This window comes from Methylobacillus glycogenes JCM 2850 (assembly GCF_000617925.1).
GTDB classification, from domain to species: Bacteria; Pseudomonadota; Gammaproteobacteria; order Burkholderiales; family Methylophilaceae; genus Methylobacillus; species Methylobacillus glycogenes.
This window is the reverse complement of the sequence record NZ_BAMT01000004.1, coordinates 96,992-114,870: the sequence shown is the minus strand read 5'-3', so window position 1 is coordinate 114,870 and position 17,879 is coordinate 96,992. Positions and strand designations below refer to the sequence as shown.

Below are 17,879 nucleotides of genomic sequence, written 5' to 3'. Positions count from 1 at the left end.
ATCCGCGTCCCTAAATATTGATGTTCAATCACTTGGTCTATTCTTGATGACCCGCATGATTGCGTACTTTATAAGCCGCAAGTGCCTGCGTGTCACGAAGATAATAAAGCCTATGATCAGCAACAGCGAGAATAAGGCCAGCCATGGGTATTGCGACACCCATATGCCCAGGCCGCCGCGCAGGCCATAAGCCGAGAATGGCGTATCGTCATACGATACCGAGCTGAGTTTCTCGGTGCCTGGCTCCCAAAACGCCAGCCTGCCCTTGAGCTGTGCCCACTGCCCATAACCTATCAAGGTTGCCACCCCTTGCTTGAGAATGGCAGGAGAATTGGCCGAGAGCACTGTCACGACATTGCCATCAATCTCCTTGGTTGCGGCAAAACTATATTTGTTGAACTGGCCAGACAGCGCAATCTCGGCGCTGGTGTACTTGGCAGGTGGCGTATTGCGTATGCCCATGTTTTCCAGGGTGGAGCGCAGCCATTCATTGCCTTCACGCACTTCCACCGTGGCAGATTGGATAATCGGCACTTCCACCGCAATGCGCGAGGGGAAATCGGTCACCACCAGGCTAGCCACATCGCGTGGCAATTGCTTGTAAGAGCCTATCCAATACTGGTGCTTCATTTCAGGCGCTGGGCCTACACCAAACCACACATTCATCAGCGGACGGCGGAACACCTGGGTCAGCTTGGCCACCAGGGTCAGGCCAGAGCTCAGGGTGTCTGAATTATCGTCTGTCATCTGAATGGCAATACCCTTGCCCAGCGGGCCTTCGGTATAAATACTGCCTGTACCGGAAAGCAGTGCCAGGTCTGGCTCGCGCAATTCATCGCCACCAAACTTCTGCAAGGTAGTGTCTTCATACACGGTCAGCGCCAGGTTGCCATCATAGCTAGCTGGCACTTGCCGCCATTGCTCACAGGCACCAGCACGGGTTTGAATTGCAAGGTATTCCAGCCTGGATTGAGCGACCCAGCAGATGGTGACCGCATAGTTCTCATAGATGCCGCCACGCGGGTTATTCAGCGGAATCGCGCCTTGCATCACGCCATTGCTGATGATGTTGAGCGAGGATTGGGGTGACATGCCACTGGCATAGGTCAAGTGTACACGCACCTGCATGCGGCCTTGCCAGCTATTGTTCCAGACCCGCAATACTGGGCCATCATTATCCTGCCCGCTGTAAGTCGTGGTTTTGTAGCCCAGCGCGCGCAAGGGGAAGGCACCGCTGGAAGCCAATGGTAGGTCAAAGCGTTTTTCCAGCGAGCGTGCGGGTGGCATTTTGAGCTTGTCTATGCTGGTCCAGGCATGGTCAGGCCAAGGCAGGCCGCGCAAGGCAAAGGCCGTGGCGAGTTTTTTCAGGTCCTTGCCGTTATTGGCGGCCAAAATGACCAATTGCCGGGTCGGGTCACCCGGCATGGCACGCACCGCGATCACGGGCTTATCTTGTTTGCCAATATTGAGGCCTTGCAGATAAGAGCCAAGGTTGGCAAAACTGCCCATCACCACCGCAGTGCGGCTATCGGCAGGGAATTGGCCGAGCAGGTTATGTGCCTCAAGCGGGTAGACATCATGACTGATACGCACGGGGACAAAATCGTAGAAGCCCGCGACGCCTTGCGCCAACAAGCCCATGGCAGCCACTTCATCCGGGGTAGGCTTGGCTGCGGTCATGATGGAGACTGCAGGCCTGTCGTGCCAGTTGGCCTTGCTGAAGATTTCACTGAGACGGCTTAAGCTGCTGACCACTGGCTTAGGCGTGGCGTTGATCTTGAAGCCTGATTGCTCAAGATTGACCTGGGTCCAGAGCTGAGGTGCATGTGGAAACTCGCAGGCCTCGGTGTAATGCTGATTGGCCTGCAACTGGAAATCGTTGAAACCACTTTTGAGCTTTTCCACAGGCACCTTGAGCGTAAAGTCATAGCGATTGCCCTCCTGCTGCAGCGGATATTGCTGTATGGCCTCGCCATTCAGGTAAACCACCAACTGCGAGCCCGCAATCAAGCTGCTGGACACCGTGCCGCGCAAGCGTAGCTCTACGTCTTTGGCCTGCCAGGTAGGCGGCACTGGCAAGGAGAAACCCAGTTGGCCACTCTCACCTTTAAGGGTGCTGATGCGGCCACTGCCAATCAGCTTGGCCAATGAGAAATTGAATTCCTTTGCACCAGCCTGAGCACTAGCAGGGCTGGAAGCGGCTTCTGCCAAGCTGGTCTCCAGTGCAGCTTCTTCCGCGTGCCCAGGAATGGCGGTAGCGGCCAGTTGCAGCGTCAGCCCCAGCAGGGCGAGGTATTTAGTCATGGCAGGCATGCTTGGCATAGTCACTCCTCGGTGTTTCAGTTTTTTGTTTGTTGTTTCTGTTTGGAAATCAATTCGCGCACCAGCGCACTCAAATGTGCAACCCCATGTACAAAGCCGAATTTCAGCAGGTAAAGGAAAGCTTTGGGAATGCTGCGGCCCTGGTGACGGTTGCGGTTGTTGCGTATCAGTTGCTCGCTGGAGCCAAAAGCAATATCAATCGCCGCACGCTCATCCTCGCTGCTGGCAAGCTGATAACTCAAACCCATGCCCATACTGAGGCTGGAGACCGCAAACACCGATAACACCCTGGCCTGCAGGCTTACCCCACGTTGGGGAAACTCCAGCGTCACTACATCATTAAGGTTGAGCTGCACATGCGGATGCCCCGCTCTATCGATCTTCAGCCCCATGCCTGAGGCCGAGGCGTTGATTGTGTAAGCGGGGATACGATTGCCTTCACTATCATGCACAAATAGATTTTCCTGATGTGGCACCCGTGGCTCGCTACGCAGCTGGCGCTTCTCGTGCATGATGCCCAGCGCGCCCATGAGGAAAATAAAGTCCAGGATGGCCCAGAACATGACAAAGGCAATACCGCCCTCGCCCCAGGATTCCTGATGGTAGCGTATGGTGCCGCAGACCAGCGCCGTGACATTGAGGGCCAGGATGAAATAGAAGGGCTTGGCCAGACCGGAAATAAAGTTTCTATCCAGCACTTCACCTTTGGGCGTGACCTGGAACGAAGGCGAGCGTGGATTCTTCATGACCTCCCAGATGCCACGGGAGATATACACGGACTGGATGATTTCATAAAGCTGGGACATAAACGGCCAGCGCACCCGGCCATAGAAATACTGTGTTGAAATCAGCGAGGCGATCAGTGCCGGGCCGGCATAACTGATCAGCTCAATGGCGGTGGCATCGCACAAATTGATGTGGAATACCAAAAACAACGGCGGCGCCAGCAACATGATGAAACGTGAGCTGGCAAAACCCCAGAAGAAGGTGAAATTGGTATAGAGCAACCTGTGTTCTATCTTGAGGCCAGGCTGACGCCAGGGATTTTTCAACAGAAAAATCTGGAACATGCCCTGGCCCCAGCGTACCCGCTGCAAAATAAAACCTGCATAGGTTTCAGGTTGCAGGCCAGACACCATGGGCCGATTAAGGTAAGCGGTTTTGTAGCCCAGGCTGAGAGCATCTATGGTGGTTTCGGCATCTTCGGTAATGGTCTGACCAGAAATACCACCCAACTCATTAATCACCGAGCGACGCAATACCGCAGCAGAGCCGCAGAAGAAGGAAGTGCCCCAGAAATCCAGCCCAGGCTGCATGACGTCGTAGAACAGTTCGTTCTCTGCCGGGGAGGCTTCGTAGGTATTGAGGTTTTTTTCTATGGGGTCGGGGCTGACAAAATTATGCGGGGTTTGCACCAGGAATAATTTGGGGTCGGCCAGGAAGAAGCCCACGGTTTTTTCCACAAAATCCCGCGTCGGGATATGGTCGCAATCCAGAATCACCAATAAGTCACCATTGGTATGCTGCAAGGCGCTGTTGATATTGCCTGCCTTGGCATGCAGGTTGCGCGCACGGGTAATGTATTGGGCACCAAATTCGCTGGCAATTTCCTTAAGCTCTGCCGCGCGGGCGCGCGCCTCGGCCGCCTTGCTTGCCACTTTATCGTTGCATTTCTGCTCGGTGCCACCATCATCCAGAATATAGACATGTAGTTTTTCTGCCGGATAATCCATCTGCGTAGCAGCAATGACAGTGGCGCGCAGGATAGAAGGCGCTTCGTTATAGGTGGGGATGTAAATATCTACATCGGGCAATACAGAAACATCTTCAGGCATGGGTAATGCCTTGCGCCGGAAGGGGCGGCTATTGATGAAATAACCGAATAAAGTATTGATCAGGCTGTAGGCCTCAGCCACAAATAACAACAGTCCGGCAACCATGGAAATCACCCCCCACTGCGTGGGCAGGGTTTCGGTGGCGCGCCAGTACATATAGCGCATGAGCAGGAACAAACAGATATAGATCATCAACAGGCGGATGATCTCGCGCTGATCTTCCGGATGAGGAAAGCGCGAATAGGTGTAGACCAAGGCCAGTAGCAACAGCGAGAAAATGGAAATCAGCAGCTGCACGTTATGATCCGTGCGCAGAATGCACAAGAACAGGAATACACCCATCCCTGAGAGCCAAAGTAGCGTGATTTTATTGATATTCTTCAAAGCTAACGCGTATTCCCATCAAGGATGAATATGATAGAAACCTGGCACTAAGCAGCCTCTCTCCCTAGCTCGCTCCTAACAATCAGCCTGCATTGCCCACCAAGCAAAGACTTGACCTCATTTTGCATACTTTTTTTGAGAGTTGCAAATATGAAAGTTGTACTTATGAAACAAGTGTTTCATTGGCTCTTGCATTAACAGAGCATCAGAAGTAAATCTAGTAAGAATGGCATGGCTGAGCTGCTGCGCTGCTCACACGCCAATGCTGGATCACAAAATGTGATACAACGGGTGATCAATCTAAACTTCAAGCAAGGCGCGCTTGCGGCTGAAATTTAGCCTTGCAACCTAGCCTTGCAATTTAGCCCTAAAGGTCGGGCGCAGCCCCCAACTCCCTGCGCTTGCGGATTTCTTCAACAATCTCGGCCACTTGCCAATTGCGTGCCAGAAAAGCTTCAACGACTTGCTCCTCATGCGCATCCAGTGGCTCCAAACCAGCTTGTTGCAGAGCCAGTGCAAAATGACCAAGATCCAACTCGCGTGCATCTTCTTGACGTTGCATAGTCTTACCTCCTTTGCTTAAGGCAGCGTATCCTACAAAGCCCTGCCATCATCAGCGCCGCTCGGGGCGCTTGATCACGCTGATCAGGCCATCGGTTTCCAGGCGCATTTCCTTGACCTCAGTCAGGCTTTCCAGCCCTTCCTCGCGCAGTTTGGCCATCAGCTCTTCATGCGTAATCCATTCCCGCCTGAGGTTACGCCACTGAATTTCTCCGTTGAGTACCAGCATCATGCTGCTGGATTCGGTAAAACGGCGCACCAGCGGGAAGCGATAGCCAAGATAATCCAGCACTAGGTTCCAGAACAACAAAGTACTGATCAGCAAGGCGCCATCCAGCACGGTCTTGGCATCTCCCGTCATGGCGTTTTGCGAGGCATCCGCCACTATGACCACAAACAGAAAATCGCCTATGCCCAAGCTGCCCACATCGCGACGCAGCACAAAGCGAAAAATCAGGAACAGGAACCAGAACACTAGGCTCCCGCGTATAAAGATTTCCCCTGGGGGAACACTCAGGCTCAATATCTCCATGGCGCTGGCACCTTATTCACAGAGTTTATTTTCAGGTTAGATAGTTGCTGGTCTCCACAACTGGCGTTAAAACATCACTACGGCGTTATGCGTTATGTGCTGCTTTCACCTGAGTTTAAGCACTACGTGGAAGACTTGCGCAATATAAACCCCATCCCAACCATAAGCTGTAGGCCCATGTCGCCAGCGCTTGTAGGAGAGCACTTATCGCAAGGGCTTGTGTAGTGCCAGCACCACCGCAGCAATACGATCTACTTGCTGAAAATTCTCAGCACCCAATAAATCACTTTCAATATCAGGGTCCAGCTCTTCATATTCATAAACCAGCGAGCTACCCTCTAGCAGGGTTTCCACTCCTAGTCGCAAGGCATCACGGCCATGCTTGATTGCCACGCAGGCATAAAGCAGCAATGTGCCACGCACTGCCAACCGGGCGATAGCCTCTTCTACGCTAGCCAATATCCGTGTCATTTCATCGCCACTGGCAGCAGTGGCCACAGACGGGGTATCTGGGTGAGACTTTGCGTCTGCCTCAGCCAGGGGCAAAATGCTTTGGTCAGGATATGGTTGTTTGAGCTTAGCCAGATTGGCCACGATCAGGTCAAATTCACCAGGCAAGGATGACAGGGATGCGCCCTGCTGCCATTGCAGCTGCGGCTTACCATTACCAAGCGCACTGGCGCTGGCCAGAAACAGTGCCAGGGGGTTGCTGTCCACGCCCGTGACTACGGCCTGGGGCAAGCGGGTGGCCAGCACCATGGCCAGCCCTCCAGCGCCACAGCCCACATTCACTGCGCGGCGCACGGCTGGTTTATGCAGGGTGAGATAATGATCTATCCAATTATAAAAACGATAGTCATCTGGCCCCAGGTGCACGGCATAGTCATCTTCGGCAGCATGTGCGCTATGCAGTAACAGGCAGCCATCCATGCTGGCCACAGCCACCCTGCTGCGCCAGTAATCGCCATCAGGGACAATGATGGCGGTCTCTCTCAAGCGTGAAAACCAGGGTTCTGCCAACAGTGGCGGTGCAAATTGCCGCCCCCAGCCAAATACTCCAGGCAGATCAAAAGCCAGTTTGTTATCGACTCGTTGGTTTACTACACCATGGCTGGCGCTTGAGATTGCAGTGAAGTGATAATGCCTAGCCTTTAAATCCAATAATAACTCTGCCAATAGTTGCTGCAATGCATGAATCTCAGGGTGCTCCAGCCTGGTGTGAAATGCTGCTTGGGTTAAGGTTTGAATGATGGATTGCATTGCTACTCCTTCTTGATAATGGCTAGCCCGCACTAAGATTCAGCAGCAGCCTGGCCGCCATCGCAAGTTCTCTTTACCTTTGCTTAGCCCAGAATCAGTTTCAAGCTAGAGCATGGCTTATTGCCATGCTGTCGCCATTACTCCTACAAGGGAATCAGCCTAGTCTGATTTACGCGTCAGTCACTCTGTCCGATGATGCATACAACATCTCTTAGCTCGCAACCTATAGCGGACGCAAGTTATTGCAGACGCAATCAATAGCGGAGTAGCCTCATGCGCCAACCTACTTTCAAACATTGGATAAACCACCAATGGCCCGCAGCCTTGGCTTTGCTGTTATTCAGCGTGCCCATGCTGCTCAATTCTGCCATGGCGGCTGAAGACCTTTCCTCACGTGACCGTGGTTATCTCAAGGATATCGCCCAAGCCAGCCTGGTACAGATAGAAGCCAGCGAGTTGGCAGTGGTGAAATCCAGCAGTCAGGATGTACGCCAGTTGGCGCGTGAGGTTATTCGTGAGCATATGCTGGTAAGCGATCAACTCAAGCAACTGGCGCAAGCCAAGCGTGCAGAATTGCCAGACCAGCCCTCATTGATACAGCAGGCAAAATTCAGATTACTCTCCGCCAAGGATGGTGTGGAGTTTGATCAGGCTATGCCAAGGCGATTGCGGTGAAAAATCAGGAGACCGTGGTCAAGCTATTTGAAAAAGTGGCGGCACGCGCAGATGATGCCGACCTTAAATCTTTTGCGCTCAAACATCTCAGCCCTATGGAAGCCAAGCTGGACTATGGACGCAATCTGCGGGCTGCGCTTAAAACCGATGCTGGTGAGTAATCATTTGTTTGAATAATACAAACTTTTTTTCTATACATTTGATTAGCCAGCCTGGGGCTATTATTTGGCAATGGTGATACTTTTGACCGTGATTTTTTTGACCTAATAAAACAAGCATTCACTGCTTTTCAGGTTTTATTTTCTGACACGCTTATAAGACATAGGCTTATTAAATCTAACGCCGTGCTCTTCAATAATGAACTTACTTTCCTTCACGATCGGAAAGACAGGTAGCTAAACCCTACCAATTCTTAAACTTCGTTATGGAGGTTCATGATGGTTCAACAGCAAACACCAGCGCCGCGTGGTTTCGCGGCAATGAGTCCACAAAAGCAGCGTGAAATTGCCAGCATGGGTGGTAAAGCCGCTCACGCCAAGGGTACAGCTCACGAGTTTGATTCCAACTCTGCACGCCTGGCTGGCCGTAAAGGTGGACAAGCTGCCCATGCCAAGGGCACAGCCCATCAATTTACATCCAAGGAAGCTCAGGCTGCTGGCCGCAAAGGTGGCAGACGCGCAACTTAAGGCAACACTATCCGCCTGATGTGAACAAAGCCAAGCATTGCTTGGCTTTTTTGTTGTTTCACCACCATGCTTGCTGCACTACATTCATGGTTATAACACTCTCTGTCATACACTTTTCTCTCATCCGGCGATGACTAGTGCGTGATCAATATGCGCCGCGCTATAAGCGTTTTTATCAATGAAAACTGTCAATAAAAAAGCCAAGCAAATGCTTGCTTGGCTTAGTCTTTGGCATCAGATGATTGCCTATTTTATTTCAGTCATTTTTCATGCGAGCAAAGACTGACTATTCAGCTTGGCGCATCAAGAAAAAGGCATAGTGCTGCGAATATAATTCGCTGCCTTTTTCCAGTATGGACTTATACACTCGGGCAGCCTTAAGCCCTTCCTGTGTGTGATGCATCTGGGGTGACATCAGGCTGATCACACACGCCATTACCTCATCCTGGCTGCTGGCGGTGCTGACACTATCCAGACTTGGTTGCTCAGCATGTACTACCTCGGGCATACGCTCCTCAACACTAGTCAAATGCTGTGTATCCACGTAAGCCAAGCGCTTGCAATATTCCTCAGCCTTGCCAAACCAATCATTCAACACCTGGGCCTCATAGCATTGGGCAAAATACCGCCACGCTCCATGGTCTGCCACAAGCGGGTTTGAGCCAGGGTTTCACCTTGCATCCAGCCTTCATTGCATAAATGCTGCATCAGGGAAACCAGCGGCAAGCTATCTGGCCAGCGCCCGCGTATTCCGCGCTCCATGCAATCAATGCGGTAGACGCGCTCAATGAAAGCAGCGCGTGGCTGCATGACGGCTAAAAACGCCTGCTGCAAATCAAAACTGGCCACAATATCATCGATATTCATGCCTAGCTGATTAAGCTTGTAACCATTATTAACACGCTGCATCAAGGCCAGGCGCTCCTCCTCAGAGGCCGCATTTTGCAACAGTGGTTGCAATAACCTGATGGCACTGGCAATGCATGCATCATCCTCAGTGGCATGCAGGGTGAAATAGTGAGGCTGCACATCCAGCTCACTCAACTCATAGGCTGCAATCAGCATGGGCAGGGATACTTGCTCGTAGCCCAGATTGAAACCTATGATTTCTGGCAGATATTCTTCTACATGGTGTCCCAAAGCCAGGCGTATCAAGCCTTGTACATAGTACTGCTCATCCATCTGCTGCCACTGCTGACAACCATTGCTGTCCAGCATGTGCTGATAAAGCCTGACCTGATTGCACTGTTCACGGCCTTCGCCCAGACTCTTGAGGTAAATTTTGCACAGCGGCGCATATTGCGCATCGCGCCAGAAACGTAAAAAACCATATAACCAGGCACCTTCCACCATGCGCGTAGGCGCAATCGCTTGCAGAAAATGTAGGGCATGGGATTGATGATTGAAATAACGCCTAGGCTGACCTTTATGCCTATCCTTGAGATAAGCCCGGTAGTCGCGACTCAAAGTCGCCGCGCGCTTTTCCAGCACACGCTGCAACTCATTTAATTCTGCTGGCAAGCCCTCTGGCAGACGCGCAGCTTCAAGCAAACTCGCATCCAAAAACTCACGCGCAGCCTTGCATGCTTGAGCATCAGCCTGCTGACGAGACAGCGTGTGATAAAGCTGACGCACATTGGAAGGTCGAACAAGAGCGGGGGATTCAGCAACTTCAAGAACAGGTTTGTTACGCTTAAGCACAAGTTTTGGTATCTCTCGCCCGAACACCAGATTAGACAATGTTCCGACCTCAAAACCCCGGCCTAGCGCAAACTCTTCCATGATCCATTCCCCCGTATATTCAAATGACATGCATTGATGAAGGCATTTTGCGCTTTAGCAGAAAATGGGCCATCAGACGGATGCCCAATTTCACGTAGGACAAACAGCACGGCGCAAAACAAACGGTCCAATAGATTTCATTTTTATCATATCAGCATAGAATTACAGATGAAAGTATGAATTTTTCCCTTTATATTCAGGCAATCACTCAAAACCAGTCTGCTGGCTATTTGCAGCCATTTTGATGAGTTGAATCGCTGCTACGCATGAGCAATTCATACTCATTGATAAAGAATCTTGCCAAAACCCCATTTCCTCTTTGACAGCCGCGATACAAAAAAATAGAATAGCGGGCTTGGTCAAATCCAATGGCCTGGTGATGTAGCTCAGCTGGTTAGAGCACAGGATTCATAATCCTGGGGTCGAGGGTTCAAGTCCCCCCATCACCACCAAATACCTGCCCCAGGATATCCTGGAGCATAAAAACCCGCTTTACGGCGGGTTTTTTATTGCCTGAATTTCCTCCATTTCAAATCGCTGTACCACTGATTTCAGCTCGACTTCTAATCAAGACAATTCATGCAATCTAGACAGTTCATGCCCAACCCAGAGCATGTGTGAGGACTTGGGTGTTATTCCGTGGGTGATTCCATACTGATTCAGCTAGTAACTCAGCAAAATCAAATGCATCAGTAGCATTTTCATTTTTATCATATTAATATTCCCCTGTGACAGCCTTGCCCGTTTCCAGCTCGGCCCAAGTAATAACAAGTCTTAATATTGACGCATGAAGTGAAAACAATCGTGTCCTGCTAACATGGTGAGATTCACAGCACGTCATTGTTCTATATTTACTTTCTTATAGGATGCTCTGATGAAATGCCCAGCGATCCCATTAGATGAAGAGCAACGTTTACAGGCTCTGGCGGCTTATGGATTAGGGCCGGAACAGCCTTTACCTGCACTAGACCCTGTGGTGCAAATCGCGGCCCGCATGTTCAACATGCCAGTAGCGGCGATCAATATGATAGGCAGTGACCATGTATTTTTTGCTGCCAGCGTGGGTGTAGGCAAGGTGGATATGGGGCGGGATGTATCGTTTTGCGCCCATGCCATCAATCAACACAATGTCATGGTGGTGCCTGATTCTCAACTGGACGAACGCTTTCACGATAACCCCCTGGTGGTCGGTCCGGTCAATTTACGTTTTTATGCTGGCATTCCCCTGCTTTCCCCGGATGGTCATGCCTTGGGGGCACTATGTGTGATTGATGCCAAGCCTAGAGAGTTCTCCAAGGAAGATTGCGAGCGCTTGAGCGAGTTGGCCAAAATGGCTGTTGACCGCCTTGAATTGCGCCGCATGGAAATTTCTACCGAACAGTCACGCCGTCCTTTTGAAGAGTTTGCGCGCAACTCACCCACTGCCGTAGTGTGGTTTGATACGCACCGCCGTATCGTGACCTGGAATCAGGCAGCAGCCACTTTGCATGGCTATGACTTGGCAGAGGGCGAGGGTTTGTCTATAGATCAGTTAATCCCTGCACGAGAGCACGCGCTTTTCCACCAACTATTGTCGCAAGCCATAGCCAATGGCACTTTCGATGGCATTGCCATGCCAGATAGCGTGCATGGTTTGCGCAAGGATGGCAGCGAGTTTGAGCTGGGGCTTTCACTCTTCTGCTGGCAAGAGCATGGCCAGCTGGTTTTCAATGCCCATTTGCATGACATCACCGCCAAAAAACGTGAAGAAGCTGAATTACATAGGCTGGCCACTACCGATATTCTCACTGGGCTTGCCAACCGCGGACGCTTCTATCGTGAAGTGGAGCAGGCGATTCTCGACAAAGAGAAAATCGCGGTCTTTATGCTCGATCTTGATGGCTTCAAGGATGTAAATGACTCTTTGGGACATCTGGTAGGCGACCATATTCTCTGCCAGGTGGCGCAAAGGCTGGCCAATGGCATAGGTATCTCGGGCTTGGTAGCGCGCATTGGTGGTGATGAGTTTGCGCTATTGATGCCACTGGTTGATAAACCTGTGCAAGCCGCCTCTATGGCACAGCTGCTCATCGACAGCCTGGCCAGGCCCATTATCATCAATCATCACGAAATCCGTATTAGTGCCAGTTGTGGGGTTGCCATGTCGCCACTAGACGCGATGGAGGCCCTGGAGTTGATTGGCGATGCAGACCTGGCGCTATTCCATGCCAAGCGGCTTGGGGGGGCGCAAGCGTATTTGTTCGAGAAAGCGCTGCGCATGGAGGCGGTGGCACGTCATCTATATGGTTTGGAGTTACACCGCGCTGTGCATCAAGGTGAGTTGGTGCTGTACTACCAATCGCAGACTCGCCTGGCTGATGGCGCTTTGGTGGGGGCGGAGGCGCTGCTGCGCTGGCGTCATCCCAAGCGGGGTTTACTCTCCCCTGCGGCCTTCCTGCCCGCGCTGGAAAATGGGCCGCTGGCCGCCACCGTAGGTTACTGGATTCTAGATGAAGCCTGCGCCCAGGCCGCGCAATGGCGAAGGGCTGGGTTTGGTGATTTCAGAATGGGCGTCAATCTGTTTGGCGCGCAATTCCGCGTGGATGACCTTGCCAGTCATGTGATGGCGGCCCTGGAACGGCACGGGCTACCACCCTCTGCGCTGGAGCTGGAAATCACTGAAAACATTGTGCTGGAGCATAACGAGCTGGTACTTGATTCCCTACGCCGTGTGCGCGAGTTGGGGGTGGGCGTGGCCTTTGATGATTTTGGCACGGGTTACGCCTCTCTAAGTTTGTTGAAGCAATTCCCCATAAGCCGCATCAAGATAGACCGCTCCTTTGTCCAGGGCATGCTGGAGTCACAGCAAGACAGAGCCGTGGTCACGGCGGTAATTGATATGGCCAATGCCTACGCGCTCGAGACCATCGCCGAAGGCATAGAAACTGAGGCCCAACAACAGGCTTTGTTCAAGATTGGTTGCGGTGAAGGCCAAGGCTATTTGTTCTCGCAACCATTGCCTGCCGCGGAATTTGCCGAGCTGTTATGGCAGGGGCAGGGCTGGAAAAAAAATGCCTGATTAGCCCCCTATTTCGCCCCCTGCTCAACCGCACCAGCCTGTGACTGACTAAATTCCTCATCAAATAACTACAAGTCATTATTGTTGCGCAGCATTAACCCTGTTTTGATTGTGGTAAGGTATTCTCACGATTGCGGCGTTATTCATCTGAATAATAACAAGGAGAAACTCATGGGAGCCTATAAAAAGCTTTGGTTCATCCTCATCGCAGTGCTGATCTTTACCTTCAGTATTCTGGGTTATTACGGCAGTGAAATTTATCGCCTGGCGCCGCCCATCCCCGAGCGTGTTGCCAGTCAGAATCACAGCCTGGTGTTCACTAAGGCCGACATTCTGCAAGGCCAATCACATTGGCAATCCATAGGCGGTATGCAATTAGGCTCTATCTGGGGCCATGGCGCTTATCAAGCACCAGACTGGAGTGCAGACTGGCTGCACAGGGAATTGGTCGCCTGGCTAGACATTGCCGCCAGAGAAACTTTTCAGGCGCCTTACCGTGAGCTGGATGCTGTGCAGCAAGCTGGCCTGCGTGAATTACTCAAACAGGAATATCGCGGCAATAGCTTGAGTGACGATGGCAGTCTGACCCTCACGCCCAGACGCGCCCTGGCGCTACAACAAACCGCGGCTTATTACGAAGCCCTGTTTTCCGATGCTGCATCACTCAAGCAAACCCGCATCGCCTTTGCGATGAAAGAAAACACCCTGCCCGATGCAGAAGCCAGGCAAAAACTCTCACAATTCTTTTTCTGGACAGCTTGGGCCGCTGCCACGGAGCGTCCGGACAGCAAAGTCACTTATACCAATAATTGGCCGCATGAACCTTTGATTGGCAATCAACCTAGCAGTGAGAACATTCTCTGGTCCATGGGCAGCGTGGTGCTGTTGCTGGCAGGGGTGGGATTTTTGGTACTGGGTTGGTCTATATTGCGCAAGGAGGATGATGTTGCGCCTGTGGCGGGCAAGCTAGACCCCATCACCAGCTTCAAGCTCACCCCCTCACAGCAGGCCTTGGGCAAGTATTTATTCATCGTCGCGGCCTTGCTGGTGTTTCAGGTCATGATAGGTGGTTTTACCGCCCATTACACCGTGGAAGGCCAGGAGTTCTACGGCATAGATGTGTCACGCTGGTTCCCTTATTCGCTCACCCGCACCTGGCATATTCAAAGCGCCCTGTTTTGGATTGCCACTGGCTTTCTCGCGGCGGGTCTGTTTTTAGCGCCATTGATCAACGGCGGCAAAGATCCGGCTTACCAGAAACTGGGCGTCAATATCCTGTTTGTGGCCTTGCTGGTTGTGGTCGCTGGCTCTTTCCTCGGCCAGTATTCCGCTATTGCGCAGTTCTTACCTATCCATTTCAATTTCTGGTTTGGTCACCAGGGCTATGAATATATAGACCTGGGCCGTTTCTGGCAGATTGCCCTGTTTGTAGGCTTGCTGGTCTGGCTGGCGCTGATGCTGCGCTGCATGTTGCCAGCACTGAAAGCCCATGATGGTGACAAAAACCTGCTGGCCTTGCTTACCGCCTCGGTGATTGCCATAGGCCTGTTCTATGGCAGCGGCTTGTTTTATGGCGAGCACAGCAATCTTTCGGTGATGGAATACTGGCGTTGGTGGGTGGTGCATCTATGGGTGGAGGGCATTTTTGAGGTGTTTGCCACCGCTGCGCTGGCCTTTATCTTCATGTCCCTGGGGCTGGTGTCACGCACCATGGCCACCACGGCCAGCCTGGCCTCGGCTTCATTGTTCATGGTGGGCGGCATACCCGGCACCTTCCATCACCTGTATTTCGCTGGCACCACTACGCCTGTCATGGCCATAGGCGCAAGCTTCAGCGCACTGGAAGTAGTGCCATTGCTGGTATTGGGCCATGAAGCCTGGCACAACTGGCATTTGCATACTCGCGCCCCCTGGCTCAATAATTTGCGCTGGCCTTTGTGCTGCTTTGCGGCAGTGGCGTTCTGGAACATGCTGGGGGCTGGGGTGTTCGGCTTCCTGATCAACCCACCTATTTCTCTGTATTACATTCAAGGTCTCAACACTACAGCTGTGCATGCCCATGCGGCGCTATTCGGTGTCTATGGCTTTTTGGCGCTAGGCTTTTGCTTGCTGGTACTACGATATATTCACCCACAAACCATATTCAATGACAAACTCATGAAAACCGGGTTCTGGGCACTCAATATCGGTTTGCTGATGATGATCTTTTCCAGCCTGCTGCCTATAGGCGTGTTGCAATTCCAGGCCAGCTTCAACGAAGGCTTATGGTATGCGCGTAGCGAGGCATTTATGCAGCAGCCCTTGCTACAAACGCTACGCTGGGTCAGAACCTTGGGCGATGTGGTCTTTATCGTCGGTGCCTTATCCATTGCCAGCCAGATAACGCTAAGCCTGTATCGTGGCCTTGCTGTAGCGCGCAAGGCTTGAGATTCACCTGCCTGAGGAGATAGCAACCATGAGTATCCAGCACTTTGCACCCAGCGAAATCATAGATATACGCCCGTTTGGCAGTGATTTTGCCAATGCCACCTCGGCCACCCTGATACGGGAAAGTCATATTGAGGTATTCCGCTTTGTGCTCAAAGCGGGCAAAACCACACCTGAGTACACGGCGGCAGGGGCCGTCACCATTCAGTGTCTGGAGGGGAAAGTCGAGCTGCGAGTGCAAGGGCGGGCGCAAGTCCTGCAAGCTCAGCAACTGGTCTATCTCTCAGTCGATGAGCCGCATACCGTCATCGCCCTGGCTGACTCCACACTGCTGGTCACCATATTGCTGAAACGCGAGTAAACAGCACCGCCCGTCTATCAGTCCTGGGCCAGCTCCAGGGCCACAAGGGCACATTGATTCCTACGTCCAGGCTCTTGGTTTCCTACTGTAAATCAGGCGGCTAACGGACAGCCCAACTCCTGTTTGGCGCGCATAGTAGCTGTGCGCAATTATTCAAACAACATATTCAGGAGATCATCATGACTAGAACCGTTACCGGCTTGTTCAACGATAGAGACAGCGCAGAGCGCGCATACACCAGAGCGCTTGATGCGGGATACAGGGCAGAAGAAATTGATGTGGTGATGTCTGAAGAAACCCGTGAGCGCTATTACGGCAAAGATGCCACCTTGGTCACCGAGGTGGGTAATAAATCTGCACAAGGCGCTGCCATAGGCGGTGCTTTGGGTGCATCCGTCGGCGCCATTGCCGCCGCAATCGTAGCCACTGGCACTGTATTGACCCTGCCTGGCTTAGGTTTAGTCGTCGCTGGCCCATTGGCCGCCGCTGTAGCGGGTGCTGGCGCGGGTGGGGTTTCCGCTGGGCTGGTAGGCGCCTTGGTAGGTTGGGCAATTCCTGAAGACCGCCTGAAGGAATACGAAGCTGGGGTGAACAGTGGCGGCATTCTGATTGGCGTAAGGTCTAGGTCTGATGAAGACTCACAGCGCTTTGTCAGAGACTGGAACGAGAACCAGGGGCAACATATATACCCTTAAGTAAAGCGTATCCAATCTTGAGCTAAAGATTACTCAGCAAACAAAAACAGGGGCTTAAAGCCCCTGTTTTGCCATGTTGTCACGCACTCGCGTGATTAAACCGAATTTCTACGCTTGGCGGTAAAGCCTAGCATGGCCAAGCCCAAACCCAGCATGGCATAGCTGGAAGGCTCAGGCACTGGCACCAATACTGCGGTTACATCAGGGGTGAAGCCCACCTGGGTAAAGGTACCGAAATAGACCAGACCATTAGAGGTTTCTGCGGTGACTTTAGCGCCAACAAAATCCAGGCTGGTTGCGCCATACCCTGAATTGATGGCGGAATCTGGATCCCAAGAGAAGCTGAAGACATCGAAAGTGTTGAAACTGGTAAACGTAAAGCCAAAGTGCGCGCCACTACCAAAGAAAGTGGCAGTACCACCACTTGGCGCGTTGATGCTGAATGGTGAGCCATCAATCACCAGGTGGCTGCCATCAGTAGTGCTGCTGGTTGAAAAATCGAAAGTGAGCTTGGTGACATCATAGCTAGAGCCATTGAAAGCCAGAGTATTGATGCTAAAGCCATCCGCGCCAGGTTCAGAAACAAGAATGGAACCAAAAGCAAATGCCTGAGTGCTGGCGAAGCCAAGACCTAATGCGAATACAAGGTTGCGCAATTTCATTATATTTCTCCCGGGAACCCCAGGCTGACAGCCTGAGCTTTGCTCATATTTGCCAAACTGCAAAATTGAAAGCAAGCTCAATTTACGCCTTTTTATTATATCCAAATATAGTCCGTTCAGACTAATATCCCGCCGTACAAATGCATAAGCAAATATCTAATTTATATATGGTTTTTTGAAATTACGATAAAAATGATCGGCCCATACAGCTGGGCTCAAGACTCCATCGGGCTTACAGGGACATGAGCAAGATCATTGAGTATTTCGACAGGTAGGCATACAAGCGCTATAGCGCTGGCATGGTGATGCTGTTGGGAGATTTTCAGCAGATACAGACAACAAAAAACCCGGGCTAGCCCGGGTTTTTTGTTTGATCTCGGTATTACTCAGGCTTGATGTTGCTAGCCTGCTTGCCCTTAGGGCCTTCAGTCACGTCAAAGCTAACGCGCTGATTTTCTGCCAGGCTCTTGTAACCGCCTGTGTTTTGAATTGCCGAGAAGTGTGCGAAGAGGTCGGAACCGCCATCATCAGGAGTGATGAAGCCGAAACCCTTGCTGTCGTTGAACCACTTAACTGTACCTGTTGCCATCTGTTAATTCCAATAAATTCATTAAAACGAGCGCTTATAGTACACGCTTA

14 protein-coding genes, 1 tRNA gene and 1 pseudogene are annotated in these 17,879 nt (G+C 51.8%); 7 read left to right on the top strand and 9 right to left on the bottom strand.

Annotation, left to right across the window (positions count from 1 at the left end; translation table 11 throughout):
• Window positions 1-24: 24 nt before the first annotated feature.
• From JCM2850_RS07825 to JCM2850_RS07800, 5 genes are all read right to left on the bottom strand, one after another.
• Window positions 25-2,304, bottom strand: coding sequence for a cellulose biosynthesis cyclic di-GMP-binding regulatory protein BcsB (locus tag JCM2850_RS07825; protein ID WP_025870973.1), 2,280 nt, complete (start codon window positions 2,302-2,304; stop codon window positions 25-27).
• Between the two features lie 35 nt (window positions 2,305-2,339).
• The gene (bcsA, locus tag JCM2850_RS07820) at window positions 2,340-4,541 is read right to left on the bottom strand and encodes a UDP-forming cellulose synthase catalytic subunit (protein WP_025870971.1); all 2,202 of its coding nucleotides are present in this window, start codon (window positions 4,539-4,541) and stop codon (window positions 2,340-2,342) included.
• Between the two features lie 367 nt (window positions 4,542-4,908).
• The gene (locus JCM2850_RS07810) at window positions 4,909-5,103 is read right to left on the bottom strand and encodes a hypothetical protein (protein ID WP_025870969.1); all 195 of its coding nucleotides are present in this window, start codon (window positions 5,101-5,103) and stop codon (window positions 4,909-4,911) included.
• Between the two features lie 51 nt (window positions 5,104-5,154).
• Window positions 5,155-5,634 carry a DUF421 domain-containing protein gene (locus JCM2850_RS07805; protein WP_036265753.1) on the bottom strand — a complete coding sequence of 160 codons (480 nt, stop codon included), beginning with the start codon at window positions 5,632-5,634 and terminating at the stop codon, window positions 5,155-5,157.
• A 204-nt stretch (window positions 5,635-5,838) separates the two neighbouring features.
• Window positions 5,839-6,894: a methyltransferase gene (locus tag JCM2850_RS07800; protein ID WP_025870964.1), complete on the bottom strand. Its 1,056-nt coding sequence runs from the start codon at window positions 6,892-6,894 to the stop codon at window positions 5,839-5,841.
• 273 nt (window positions 6,895-7,167) lie between these two features.
• On the opposite strand from JCM2850_RS07800, the pseudogene JCM2850_RS22615 reads away from it, so the two are divergent.
• Together JCM2850_RS22615 and JCM2850_RS07790 are read left to right on the top strand one after the other, a co-directional pair.
• Window positions 7,168-7,730, top strand: a pseudogene (locus JCM2850_RS22615) (DUF4142 domain-containing protein).
• A gap of 273 nt (window positions 7,731-8,003) precedes the next feature.
• Window positions 8,004-8,255 (top strand): KGG domain-containing protein, encoded by a 252-nt coding sequence (locus JCM2850_RS07790; RefSeq protein WP_234406156.1) that lies wholly within the window; start codon window positions 8,004-8,006, stop codon window positions 8,253-8,255.
• Window positions 8,256-8,541: 286 nt separating this feature from the next.
• Here JCM2850_RS07790 and JCM2850_RS17990 read toward each other — a convergent pair whose 3' ends face one another.
• Together JCM2850_RS17990 and JCM2850_RS17985 are read right to left on the bottom strand one after the other, a co-directional pair.
• Window positions 8,542-8,853: a hypothetical protein gene (locus JCM2850_RS17990; protein ID WP_159105138.1), complete on the bottom strand. Its 312-nt coding sequence runs from the start codon at window positions 8,851-8,853 to the stop codon at window positions 8,542-8,544.
• Window positions 8,847-10,067 (bottom strand): iron-containing redox enzyme family protein, encoded by a 1,221-nt coding sequence (locus JCM2850_RS17985; RefSeq protein ID WP_081775000.1) that lies wholly within the window; start codon window positions 10,065-10,067, stop codon window positions 8,847-8,849. The genes JCM2850_RS17990 and JCM2850_RS17985 overlap by 7 nt, the downstream gene beginning before the upstream one ends.
• A gap of 345 nt (window positions 10,068-10,412) precedes the next feature.
• On the opposite strand from JCM2850_RS17985, the gene JCM2850_RS07775 reads away from it, so the two are divergent.
• The 5 genes from JCM2850_RS07775 (at window position 10,413) to JCM2850_RS07755 (ending at window position 16,578) form a co-directional block, all read left to right on the top strand.
• Window positions 10,413-10,489, top strand: a tRNA-Met gene (locus JCM2850_RS07775).
• Between the two features lie 422 nt (window positions 10,490-10,911).
• Entirely contained in the window at window positions 10,912-13,095 is a 2,184-nt protein-coding gene (locus JCM2850_RS07770) for a sensor domain-containing phosphodiesterase (protein WP_025870959.1), read from the top strand.
• 171 nt (window positions 13,096-13,266) lie between these two features.
• Window positions 13,267-15,522, top strand: a complete 2,256-nt coding sequence (locus JCM2850_RS07765) for a nitric-oxide reductase large subunit (RefSeq protein WP_025870957.1) — start codon at window positions 13,267-13,269, stop codon at window positions 15,520-15,522.
• A 28-nt stretch (window positions 15,523-15,550) separates the two neighbouring features.
• A complete protein-coding gene (locus tag JCM2850_RS07760; RefSeq protein ID WP_025870954.1) occupies window positions 15,551-15,883 on the top strand; it encodes a cupin domain-containing protein in 333 nt (110 codons plus the stop codon).
• Between the two features lie 179 nt (window positions 15,884-16,062).
• Window positions 16,063-16,578 carry a hypothetical protein gene (locus JCM2850_RS07755; RefSeq protein ID WP_025870952.1) on the top strand — a complete coding sequence of 172 codons (516 nt, stop codon included), beginning with the start codon at window positions 16,063-16,065 and terminating at the stop codon, window positions 16,576-16,578.
• Between the two features lie 95 nt (window positions 16,579-16,673).
• Here the strand turns inward: JCM2850_RS07755 and JCM2850_RS07750 are convergent, their stop codons facing one another.
• Together JCM2850_RS07750 and JCM2850_RS07745 are read right to left on the bottom strand one after the other, a co-directional pair.
• Entirely contained in the window at window positions 16,674-17,240 is a 567-nt protein-coding gene (locus tag JCM2850_RS07750) for a PEP-CTERM sorting domain-containing protein (RefSeq protein WP_088177741.1), read from the bottom strand.
• A 382-nt stretch (window positions 17,241-17,622) separates the two neighbouring features.
• The gene (locus JCM2850_RS07745; protein WP_025870948.1) at window positions 17,623-17,829 is read right to left on the bottom strand and encodes a cold-shock protein; all 207 of its coding nucleotides are present in this window, start codon (window positions 17,827-17,829) and stop codon (window positions 17,623-17,625) included.
• Between the last annotated feature and the right edge of the window lie 50 nt (window positions 17,830-17,879).